Annotated in this window: 11 protein-coding genes; 5 read left to right on the forward strand and 6 right to left on the reverse strand. The window is 63.7% G+C overall.

Features of this window, described 5'->3' with window-relative positions; all coding sequences use genetic code 11:
* The first annotated feature begins 44 nt into the window (after positions 1-44).
* From NKI25_RS19565 to NKI25_RS19585, 5 genes are all read left to right on the forward strand, one after another.
* The gene (locus NKI25_RS19565; RefSeq protein ID WP_352999102.1) at positions 45-812 is read left to right on the forward strand and encodes an SDR family NAD(P)-dependent oxidoreductase; all 768 of its coding nucleotides are present in this window, start codon (positions 45-47) and stop codon (positions 810-812) included.
* Positions 812-1,762 carry a 2-dehydro-3-deoxygalactonokinase gene (locus NKI25_RS19570; protein ID WP_031212749.1) on the forward strand — a complete coding sequence of 317 codons (951 nt, stop codon included), beginning with the start codon at positions 812-814 and terminating at the stop codon, positions 1,760-1,762. Before NKI25_RS19565 ends, NKI25_RS19570 begins: the two co-directional genes overlap by 1 nt.
* Complete coding sequence (locus tag NKI25_RS19575; protein ID WP_023679860.1) at positions 1,759-2,397, forward strand: 2-dehydro-3-deoxy-6-phosphogalactonate aldolase; 639 nt, start codon at positions 1,759-1,761, stop codon at positions 2,395-2,397. Before NKI25_RS19570 ends, NKI25_RS19575 begins: the two co-directional genes overlap by 4 nt.
* Positions 2,397-3,278: an SMP-30/gluconolactonase/LRE family protein gene (locus tag NKI25_RS19580; protein WP_023679859.1), complete on the forward strand. Its 882-nt coding sequence runs from the start codon at positions 2,397-2,399 to the stop codon at positions 3,276-3,278. Before NKI25_RS19575 ends, NKI25_RS19580 begins: the two co-directional genes overlap by 1 nt.
* A gap of 268 nt (positions 3,279-3,546) precedes the next feature.
* Positions 3,547-4,605 (forward strand): D-alanine--D-alanine ligase family protein, encoded by a 1,059-nt coding sequence (locus NKI25_RS19585; protein WP_352999104.1) that lies wholly within the window; start codon positions 3,547-3,549, stop codon positions 4,603-4,605.
* Here the strand turns inward: NKI25_RS19585 and NKI25_RS19590 are convergent.
* From NKI25_RS19590 to dnaK, 6 genes are all read right to left on the reverse strand, one after another.
* Positions 4,602-4,889: a DUF1330 domain-containing protein gene (locus NKI25_RS19590; RefSeq protein ID WP_352539832.1), complete on the reverse strand. Its 288-nt coding sequence runs from the start codon at positions 4,887-4,889 to the stop codon at positions 4,602-4,604. The two genes, NKI25_RS19585 and NKI25_RS19590, sit on opposite strands and share 4 nt — an antisense overlap.
* Positions 4,890-4,916: 27 nt before the next feature.
* A complete protein-coding gene (gene pyrF / locus NKI25_RS19595; protein WP_023679855.1) occupies positions 4,917-5,630 on the reverse strand; it encodes an orotidine-5'-phosphate decarboxylase in 714 nt (237 codons plus the stop codon).
* Entirely contained in the window at positions 5,627-6,223 is a 597-nt protein-coding gene (locus tag NKI25_RS19600) for an NADPH-dependent FMN reductase (protein ID WP_352575262.1), read from the reverse strand. Before NKI25_RS19600 ends, pyrF begins: the two co-directional genes overlap by 4 nt.
* A 60-nt stretch (positions 6,224-6,283) precedes the next feature.
* Complete coding sequence (gene pmtA, locus NKI25_RS19605) at positions 6,284-6,889, reverse strand: phospholipid N-methyltransferase PmtA (protein WP_023679853.1); 606 nt, start codon at positions 6,887-6,889, stop codon at positions 6,284-6,286.
* A 117-nt stretch (positions 6,890-7,006) separates the two neighbouring features.
* Positions 7,007-8,137 carry a molecular chaperone DnaJ gene (gene dnaJ / locus NKI25_RS19610; protein WP_352999107.1) on the reverse strand — a complete coding sequence of 377 codons (1,131 nt, stop codon included), beginning with the start codon at positions 8,135-8,137 and terminating at the stop codon, positions 7,007-7,009.
* Positions 8,138-8,350: 213 nt separating this feature from the next.
* Positions 8,351-10,267: a molecular chaperone DnaK gene (gene dnaK, locus NKI25_RS19615; protein ID WP_023679851.1), complete on the reverse strand. Its 1,917-nt coding sequence runs from the start codon at positions 10,265-10,267 to the stop codon at positions 8,351-8,353.
* Positions 10,268-10,929 lie beyond the last annotated feature (662 nt).

A 10,929-nucleotide genomic window follows, 5' to 3' on the forward strand; every position in this document is an offset into this window, starting at 1 on the left:
ATGCGCGCCGGCCGACCGAGATCATTGGACCGGGAGAGAATTTCATGATGCCATCGGCACGCTTTGCCGACCTCGAAGGCGCTTCGGTGCTGATCACCGGCGGCGGCTCCGGCATTGGTGCTGCCTTGACCGAAGGTTTTGTCCGCCAGGGGGCAAAGGTCGCCTTCATCGATATCGCGGACCGTCCGAGCGTGGCGCTGGCCGATCGGTTAGAGAAGGAGCTGGGCCGGCGGCCGCTTTATCTCAAGACCGACATACGCGACATCGAGGCGTTGCGGCTATCGGCGGCCAAAGCCGCCGAGGCGCATGGCGACGTGACCGTGCTGGTCAACAATGCCGCGCAGGATGACCGCCATGCCGTTGAAGACGTCACGGTGGAGTTCTGGGACAACAACCATGCCATCAACCTGCGCCCGCATTTCTTCAGCGCACAGGCGGTGGCGCCGGGCATGAAGCGGGCCGGCGGCGGCTCGATCATCAACTTCACCTCGACGTCGTTTCTCATCAACCATCCCGATATGCCGGCCTACACCGCCGCCAAGGCCGGCATCGTCGGTCTCACCAAGGGTCTTGCCGGCAAGCTCGGCGTCGACGGCATCCGTGTCAACGCGATCGCGCCCGGCTGGGTGATCACCGAGCGGCAGAGAAAGCTCTGGGTCACCGAAGAAGCGCTCGCCGCTCATGTCGCCAAACAGTGCATCAAAGAGGTGATGCAGCCGGAAGACATTGTCGGCACCGTGCTGTTCCTGGCGTCGGATGCCTCACGCATGCTGACCGCGCAGATGCTGATCGTCGATGGGGGGTTCCTGTGATCTCATCGAGCAAGGCAGCTTCCGTCGCGGCCGTCGACTGGGGCACCACCCGTATGAGGGTCTGGCTGCTCGACGGCGCCGGCAAGGTTCTCGCCGAGCGGCGCGGCGATGACGGGCTGATCACCGCCCAGGCTAAAGGATTTTCGTCCATTCTTGAAGGGCATCTGGCTGCACTGGGCGCAGCCGAGGCGCTGCCGGTCATCATTTGCGGCATGGCCGGTTCGCGCCAGGGCTGGCTGGAGGCGCCCTATGTCAGCGTGCCGGCGCCGATCGGCGCTATTCTCGCCGGCGCTGCCCGCATCCCCGGCCAGCGCCGCGACATCCGCATCGTGCCCGGCCTTGCCCAGCGTCTGGCCGACGCCCCGGATGTCATGCGCGGCGAGGAGACGCAGCTTGCCGGCGCCGGTTTGCCGGCAAAGGGACGCCATGTCGTCTGCATGCCTGGCACGCATTCGAAATGGGTGCTGGTCGAGGACGGTGCCGTTGCCGGTTTCGGCACCTGGCCGACCGGCGAGCTGTTTTCGGTGCTGGCCGCGCACTCGATCCTGCGCCATTCGCTGGGCGAGCCGCCGAAGCCGGTTGCCGCCGAAAATCCATTTTTCCGGGAGTGGTGCCTGAAGGCGTTGGCCGAAGGCGGTGACATCGGTTCAAGACTGTTCTCGATCCGCGCCGCCAGCCTGCTGCAGGATCTGAAGCCCGAGGATGCCGCCGCGTGCCTGTCCGGCCTGCTGATCGGCGGCGAGATCGCTTCGGCAAATCGCCGTTATGGGGCGAGTGCCGTGCCCGTCGTGCTGATCGCGTCGGGCGCACTTGGCACGCTCTATGCCGACGCGCTCGGCCTTGCCGGGCTCGCGGTCAGGGTGGTCGACGCCGACGAGGCGGTGCGTGCCGGTCTTGCCGAAGCCGCGCGCGAAAATGGCATGATCGCCGGAAATGGAGTTGCCGCATGACAGAGACCGCACCTTTTCCAAAGCTCGAGCGGGGTCTGGTCGCCATCCTGCGTGGCCTCAAGCCAAGCGAGGCGGTGGCGATCGGCCAGGCGATCTTCGGCGCCGGTATCGAAGCGATCGAGGTGCCGCTCAACTCGCCCGATCCTTACGCCTCCATCGCCAGCATTGTCGGAGCGCTTCCTCCAACAGCCTTGGTCGGTGCCGGCACGGTGCTCAGCGCCGCCGATGTCGACGGCCTGCACAAGGCCGGCGGGCGGCTGCTGGTCAGCCCCAATATCGATGCCGAGGTCATGGGCCGTGCCATGCACTACGGCATGGTGACGATGCCCGGCGTGTTCACGCCGACCGAGGCATTTCAAGCAATCCGGCTCGGCGCCTCGGCACTGAAATTCTTCCCGGCGAGCGTGCTTGGCGCGGCGGGCATTTCGGCGATGCGCGCGGTGCTGCCGGCCAGTGTGCTGGTCGGCGCGGTCGGCGGCGTTTCGGATAAGGATTTTGCCGGCTACAAGGCAGCCGGCGTCAGCGTCTTCGGTCTTGGCTCCAGCCTGTTCAAGCCGGGCATGAGCGTCGACGAAGTGGCAGCGCGAGCGAAAGCCGCAGTTCAGGCCTGGGACGCGGCGTTTGGAGTGGCATGATGAGCGAGACCATTGTTTCGGTTTTTTCCGACCATGTCTGCCAACTCGGGGAGGGACCAAGCTATGACCCTGCCACCGACACGCTCTACTGGTTCGACATCGTCAACGGCCAGCTCCTCGAACAGCGCCTGTCGGGCGGTGCCGTCAAAATCCACGAGCTCGGTCAGATGGCCAGCGCCATCTGCATCATCGACGACCAACGCCAGCTGATCGCCACCGAGACCGGTCTGCATGTCCGCGACGTCGCGACCGGCAAGCTGACGCTGCACACGCCGATCGAGGCCGACAATACGGTCACCCGCTCGAACGATTCACGCGTTCACCCTTGCGGCGCCCTCTGGGTCGGCACCATGGGCAAGGGCGAGGAGAAGGCCGCCGGTTCGATCTACTGGTTCTTCAAGGGCGAGCTGCGCCGGCTCTATGCCGACGTCACGGTGCCCAATTCGATCTGCTTTTCCGAGGATGGGACGATCGCCTATTACACCGACACCAGCACCGGGCTGTTGATGCGCGTCGGCTGCGATCCGGCGACCGGCCTGCCGGTTGGCGAACCGAAGGTCTTCGTCGACCACCGTTCGGCCAAGGGCTATATCGATGGTTCGGTGCTCGACCGTGACGGCATATTGTGGAACGCCTGCTGGGGCGGCAGCGTCGTCGAAGCCTATGGACCCGACGGCAAGCTCGTCCGTTCGGTGGCGATGCCGGCGACGCAGCCTTCCTGTCCGGCTTTCGTCGGCAGGAATGCCGACCGGCTGGCGGTCACCTCCGCCTGGTCGGGCAAGAGCGAGAAGCAGCGCCTGCTCGACCCGCAAGCCGGCATGACATTCATGCTCGACATTCCAGTCAATGGTCGCTTCGAGCCACGCGTGCTGATTGGCTAGACCATGATCCCGAAAAGTGGGAACCGGTTTTCGGAAAAGATCATGATCAACCAGGAAGATGGCGCCGTTGCTGTCGTGCAGGCGTCCAGCTGACGTCGGTTCCGCGAAAGCCGAATGCGCTCGCCGTGCGATGCTAGAACGGTTCAGCGTTTCGCGGGAACGCCGAAACGCTCTATCTCTTTGTTTTGACGCAATTCTGGACGGAAAACCGTTTCACACTTTTCCTGGAATTGCTCTAGCAATCGTGCTGCCGGGAAATCGTTCGATCATGTCAAGCCGCAAGCCGAAGCTGATCCTTGTCTACGAGCCGGAAAAGGCTTGCTTCGATCGGCTGGTTGCCGATAACCACGTGCCGGAGCGTGCCGCCGAAATCGCCTCCTATCTGGCGCAATCGACCGATATCGCTGCTGAATTCGACGCACTTGCCGCCGCTTGCCAGAAGCGCGGCCTGTCGTTTGCCCCGCTGGCGCTCGACGACGCCGCAAGCGTTCTCGCCGGCGAGGACCCGAACACCACGCTTGTCTGGACGCTGACCGACGGCGTCGCCTATTTCCGCGGCGGCGCCGCACCGGCTCTGGCACGGCTGAATGGCCTGAAGGCGATCGGCGCCGACGACGCGCTGTTCGCGCTCTGTCAGGACAAGTTCCGGTCCGGCGCCGTGCTCGGCGCGCTTGGCCTGCCGGTGCCGCAGGTGGGCCTTGCCCGTGACGGCGCCTGGCTGGTCGCGCCACCGGCCTCGCCCGCCGGCTGGTTCGTCAAGCCGAACCGGCTCGGCGCCAAGATCGGCATCTGGCCGGATTCGCGCTGCCACGATCTCGGCCATGCGCTGGAGCTTAGCCGGCGCGTCTTCGCCGCCTATCGCGACGATGTCGTCGTCCAGCCCTATGTCGCCGGCCGCAACGCGCGCGCCAGTTTTCTCGGATTGAGGCCGGATACCGGCGTCGAGGCGCTGGGCATCGCCTTTGTCGATTCGGGCGGCGATTTCCAGACCATGCAGGACAGCCTGGCGCTTTACGGCGATACCGGCGCAGCGGCGAAAGCTGCGGGAAAATATACCGAGCCGGTGCTGCTGCCGGTCGCCGGCAGCCAGCCTGAAGCCGATGCAAGAATCCGTCGCATCGCCGAACGCCTGATGGTCGGGCTTGGCCTGCGGGATGTGTTTTCCATCGATTTCCGGGTCGAAGCCGACGACAGCGTCCACCTCATCGAGTTCGAGGTCTGCCCCGGCCTGCCCTGCTTCGATTTCCGCGATTACTGTCGCCAGCAATGGGGCTTGAGCCTCGCCGACGCGATGGCGGACGCAGCGGCGAACCGGCTTCTCGCCTAAATCCCCTCGACCAGCACGATTTCACCATCGGCCACCTTCTGGCGGATCGCGACAGCGCGCTGGTATTCGGGCGAGTGGTAGCAGTCATGCGCCGCCGCAAGCGACGGAAACTCGATTATCACGTTGCGGTCGCGGCCCGGCCCCTCGGCCTTCTCATGTGCGCCGCCGCGCGCCAGGAACTTGGCGCCGAAGCGATCGAAGGCCGGTTTGGCGGCGGCGACATAGTCTTTGTAGCCTTCCGCATCGCGCACGTCGACGCGAGCGATCCAGTATCCTTTGGGCATGGCTTTTCTCCGGGTTAATTCCTGCCCTCAGGCCGAGCGCATTTCATCGAGGATCGCTTCCGCTGCCGCCCGCCTGTCGGCCGCACCGACGATCGGCCGGCCGACGACGAGGTGGCTGGAGCCGTTGCGGATCGCCTGCGCCGGCGTCACCACGCGTTTCTGGTCGCCATGGTCGCTGCCCTTCGGCCGGATTCCCGGCGTCACGACCGCCAGGTCGGGGCCGACGATGCGGCGCACCGCCTCGGCTTCTTCGGCCGAGCAGACGATGCCGCCCATGCCGGCATGCAGCGCCTGCTCGGAGCGCCTCAGCACTAGCGTATGCGGATCATACTCATAGCCGGCGTCGATCACGTCCTGCTCGTCCATCGAGGTCAGCACGGTGACCCCGAGCAGGCAAAGGTCGCTGCCCCTCGCGGCCTCGACCGCCGCCTTCATCGTCTTCGGATAGGCATGGATGGTCAGCATGCTCATGCCCATCCTGGCGATGTTGTCGACCCCCTTGGCAACGGTGTTATCGATGTCGAGGAGCTTCATGTCGAGAAAGATCCTAGTGCCGCCGCTGGCCAGCTCGCGGGCGAAATCGAGCCCGCCGGCAAAGGCGAGCTGGTAACCGATCTTGTAGAAGGAGACGATCCCGTCGAGCTCGCGCACCGCTTTCTCGGCTTCCTTCAGCGTCGGCAGGTCGAGGCCGACGATCAGCCGTTCCTGCATCGTGTCGGCATGCGCGGCGTCCGGGATCATGCCTCGATCCGCGTCGACAGCATGCGCGAGGTTTCGATCAGCGTTCGGCATAGGTGCTCCATCGATTGGCGTAGTCTTTCGTCCCGGAAGTTGCCCTCGTCGTCGAAGGCGTAGCCGCCCTCCGGCACCGAACACTCCGGTGTCACCACCTCCATCCGGCAGCGCACCAGCACGGCGCGCAGATGGTTGATGCAGCGTATCCCGCCGAAGGGTCCGTTGGAAGACGAGCAGAGGGCGGCGACCTTGCCGGCAAGCGGCCTGAACGTCCGGCCGCCATCCTTGCGCAGCTGGCTCACCCAGTCGATGCTGTTCTTGAGCAGCGGCGGAATGGAGCCGTTATATTCGGGCGTCGCGATCAGCAGCCCGTCATGGGCGGCGATCATCCGGCCGAGCTTGACGGCGTTTTCGGGAATGCCTTCGTCCTTTTCCAAATCCTGGTCGAGGATCGGCAGCGGATAGTCGGCGAGCGAGATGCGGGTCACCTCGGCGCCCTGCATGGCAAGTTCCTTCTGTGCCACGTCGGCGGTCCTGCCGCTATAGGCGCCGCTGCGCACCGAACCGGCGACGACGAGAATTTTCGGGATCACAGCCATGGGTCTGCCTTGTCACCCGATGGGTATAAGACAAGTGCTATTCAAACCCAACGCTTCAATTCATGCGGCCCCGCGCCGGTAGATCCAAAGCTGCGTCGGCGGAATGTTGCGGATGACGAAATGGAAATGCTCGACCGTATAGTCGCCGCGGCCCGGCGGGATCGGCGACAGCGGCCCGTAAGTCAGCTGCACGATCGGCCGGCCCGCCGGGATACGGTCGAGCAGGCTCTCGACATAGGCGATGCGCTGGGCGACAGGGAAATTGAGCAGCGGCACGCCCGATATCACAGAATCGAAGATCAGGTCGCGCTTGTCGCCAAGCGTCGCGTCGAGATTGAAGGCGTCGCCCTCGATGACGTTGACGCCTGGATAAAGCTGGCGCAGATGGCGCACGAAATCGGTGGAATATTCGACCGCGTAGAGATTCTCAGGCTTTATGCCCTGGGCGAGGATGGCGCGTGTGATGACGCCTGTACCGGGCCCGACCTCGAGCACCGGCAGGCCGGATGTCGGATCGACGATCGAGGCCATCTTGCCTGCGGTGATGGAACTGGTCGGGACGATCGAACCGACCGCCTTCGGCTTGTCGATCCAACCCTTGAAGAACTTCAGCTCGTCGTCAAACTTTTCCGCCAGCGTCTTTCGCAGTCCGGGACTACGCGTCATCGAAAGTCCTCCTCAACGCTCCCTCGCATGCTACTTAGCAGTTACGAGGTGCAAGACAAGGCGAATCCCCGGATAAGGTGTTGATGACGCTCGGGAAGCGTTTTCCAGGGATCAGCTTCAGTGCTCGCCGAACGTTTCGAAAAAGTCTTTCATGCGGGCGAAAAATCCGCTCGACTGAGGCGAATTGTCCTTTGAGGAAAGCTGCTCGAATTCCTCCAGCAATTCGCGCTGACGGCGCGAAAGGTTCTGCGGCGTCTCAACCACGGTCTGGATGTAGAGGTCGCCGATATTGGGCTGGCGCAGCACAGGCATGCCCTTGCCCTTGAGGCGGAACTGGCGACCGTTCTGGGTGCCTTCCGGCACCTTCACCTTCGTCTGGGTACCGTCCAGTGTCGTCACCTCGAACGAGCCGCCAAGCGCTGCCGTCGTCATCGAGATCGGCACCTTGCAATAAAGATCGGCCCCGTCGCGCTGGAAGAATTCGTGCGGCTTGACCGCGAGGAAGATGTAGAGATCGCCCGACGGGCCGCCGCGCAGGCCGGCCTCGCCCTCATTGGCCAGCCGGATGCGGGTGCCATCCTCGATGCCGGCAGGGATGTTTACCGACAGCGAGCGCTCCTCGGTGACACGGCCCTGGCCGGCGCATTTCGGGCACGGATCCTTGATGGTCTGGCCGCGCCCCTGGCATTGCGGGCAGGTGCGCTCGATCGAGAAGAAGCCTTGCGTGGCGCGCACCTTGCCGTGGCCGTTGCACATCGAGCAGGTGACGGGCTGGGTGCCAGGCCTGGCGCCGCTGCCCGAGCATTCCGAGCAGGAAATCGAGGCTGGCACCCGAATCTGCGCGGTCTTGCCGGAAAATGCCTCTTCCAGCGTAATTTCCATATTGTAGCGCAGGTCGGCGCCGCGCTCGCGGCCGCCGGACGAGCGGCGCTGGCGCCCGCCCATCATGTCGCCGAAAATGTCTTCGAAAATGTCGGCGAAGCCGCCGGCGCCAAAGCCTTGCGCCCCGCCATTCATACCGCCGTGCTCGAAGGCGGCGTGGCCGAAGCGATCATAGGCGGCGCGCTTCTGCGGGTCCTTCAGTGTCTCGTAGGCTTCGTTGATTTCCTTGAACTTGTGCTCGCAGGCATGGTCGCCTGGGTTGCGGTCGGGATGGAACTGCATGGCGAGCTTGCGAAAAGCGCTCTTGAGCTCCTTCTCGTCGGCGCCCTTTTGCACGCCTAGCGTTTCGTAAAAATCAGCTTTCATGTTTTCCCGCAGTCCGGATAGTCAACGTCTTGAAGCATCGTTGCGTCGTTTGCCGGCACGCTGTTCCGATTTAGGTGTGATGGAGCCGCGATGCCAGTGTCTACGAGGCTTTGTCCGCATTTTTTCGGGCAGCTCAGCGTTTTTCCGGCAAAGGGTTGCAAAAAAGCCCGGCTGTGCGCCGGGCTTTTTCCCTTACCTGTACCGTCAGGCGGTTCAGGCCGACTTCTTCTTCTCGTCGTCTTCGTCGATTTCCTCGAAGTCGGCATCGACGACGTCACTGTCCTTGGCGGCATCAGCCTTGGCGTCGGCCTCGGCGGCTTCCTTCTGCGAAGCCTCGTACATGGCCTGGCCGAGCTTCATCGAGACTTCGGCGAGCGTCTGCGTCTTGGCCTCGATCTCGGTCACATCGTCGCCTTCGGCAGCGGTCTTCAGCGCCGCGATCGCATCGGCAATCGCCGTGCGGTCGGCCTCGGAAACCTTCTCGCCGTATTCCTTCAGAGATTTCTCCGAGGAATGCACCAGCGCCTCGGCCTGGTTGCGGGCCTCGACCAGCGCGCGCCGCTTCTTGTCGGCTTCGGCATTGGCCTCGGCGTCCTTGACCATCTTCTCGATGTCGGCGTCCGAAAGGCCGCCGGACGCCTGGATGCGGATCTGGTGCTCCTTGCCGGTGCCCTTGTCCTTGGCCGAGACGTTGACGATGCCGTTGGCGTCGATGTCGAAGGTGACCTCGATCTGCGGCACGCCGCGCGGCGCAGGCGGGATGCCGACCAGATCGAACTGGCCGAGCGCCTTGTTGTCGGCGGCCATTTCACGCTCGCCCTGGAAGACGCGGATGGTCACCGCCGACTGCGAATCCTCGGCCGTGGAGAACACCTGGCTCTTCTTTGTCGGAATCGTCGTGTTGCGTTCGATCAGCCGCGTGAACACGCCGCCCAGCGTCTCGATGCCGAGCGACAACGGCGTCACGTCGAGCAGCAGCACGTCCTTGACGTCGCCCTGCAGCACGCCGGCCTGGATAGCGGCGCCTAACGCGACGACCTCATCCGGGTTGACGCCCTTGTGCGGCTCCTTGCCGAAGAACTGCTTCACGATCTCCTGGATCTTGGGCATACGGGTCATGCCGCCGACCAGGACGACTTCGTCGATTTCGCCGGCCTTCAGGCCGGCATCCTTGAGCGCCGCCTTGCAAGGATCGATCGTGCGCTGGACGAGATCCTCGACCAGGCTCTCGAACTTCGCCCGCGTCAGCTTCAGCGTCAGGTGCTTGGGGCCGGTGGCATCGGCGGTGATGAAGGGCAGGTTGATCTCGGTCTGCGTGGTGGACGACAGCTCAATCTTGGCCTTTTCAGCCGCTTCCTTGAGGCGCTGAAGGGCGAGCTTGTCGTTCCGCAGGTCGATGCCCTGTTCCTTCTTGAACTCGGCTGCCAGATATTCGACCAGACGCATGTCGAAATCCTCGCCGCCGAGGAAGGTGTCGCCATTGGTCGACTTCACCTCGAACACGCCGTCGCCGATTTCGAGCACCGAAATATCGAACGTGCCGCCGCCAAGGTCATAGACGGCAATCGTCTTGCCTTCCTTCTTGTCCAGTCCATAGGCAAGCGCGGCCGCCGTCGGCTCGTTGATGATGCGCAGCACTTCGAGGCCGGCGATCTTGCCGGCATCCTTGGTCGCCTGGCGCTGGGCGTCGTTGAAATAGGCCGGAACGGTGATGACCGCCTTCTCGACCTTCTCGCCGAGATAGGCCTCCGCCGTTTCCTTCATCTTCTGCAGGATCATCGCCGAGATCTGGCTAGGCGACTGCTTCTTGCCGCCGGCCTCGACCCAGGCGTCGCCATTGTCGCCCTTGACGATCTTGTAGGGGACAAGCTTCTTGTCCTTCTCCGTCACCGGATCGTCGTAGCGGCGGCCGATCAGGCGCTTGACCGCGAAAATGGTGTTCTCAGGATTGGTAACCGCCTGGCGCTTTGCCGGCTGGCCGACGAGGCGCTCGCCGTCGCTGTTGATGGCGACGATGGAAGGGGTCGTGCGCGCGCCTTCCGCATTCTCGATGACCTTGGATTCCTTGCCGTCCATGATGGCGACACAGGAATTGGTTGTTCCCAGATCGATACCGATTACTTTTGCCATTTCTCTAATCTCTCCGCTAAGCAGGCTCTCAGGACCCGTACAGGCGTTCCGACGAAAGCCCCTGTTCACAAGAAATTCCGCTCCGGCAACCGGCATTCGGCGCTGGACGGCTTGGCGCGTATATAAGAACAGGCTGCGTGGCGCGCAAGCATTCTGCGCAAGGCGTTCACCTTTCATCGCGGTTGATCGGATTCGGGACCGGCAGGCCCGTATTTTCCGGCGGTGATCCAGCCGGCCCGGCCCCCGGCCCATGAACCTTTCCGCCTCGCCCCGCGACTGACGCTCAGGTGCCGCGTGGTGCGGCCCCGGAAAGGAAAGCCCCATGACCACAGATCCAGAGGCTCCATGGTCTCCGGGAACAGCAGGAACTCAGCGCGACCATCGCCTTCGGGACCGGGTCGATGCGCTGGGCTTTTCGCTGGTTCCGTTGACCCTGCGCGGACGCAGGCGTATCGTGACGTTGAGGAAAGCAGACAATTCGATCAGGGATGAACGTGCCGGAACGCCGCGCCTTGCCCTGATTTGCGCGCCGGGACCGGATGCTTCTCCCATGACCTGTGCTAGGGCGTATACACATCTTGCTGCGACGGATTGACTCGGTTGTGACGTGTCGGATTCCGCCGGCGTGTGCTGTATGATTCTTCTGTGACGTTCTGATTTGG

This window comes from Mesorhizobium sp. M0808 (assembly GCF_040320025.1).
In the GTDB taxonomy this organism is placed as follows: Bacteria; Pseudomonadota; Alphaproteobacteria; order Rhizobiales; family Rhizobiaceae; genus Mesorhizobium.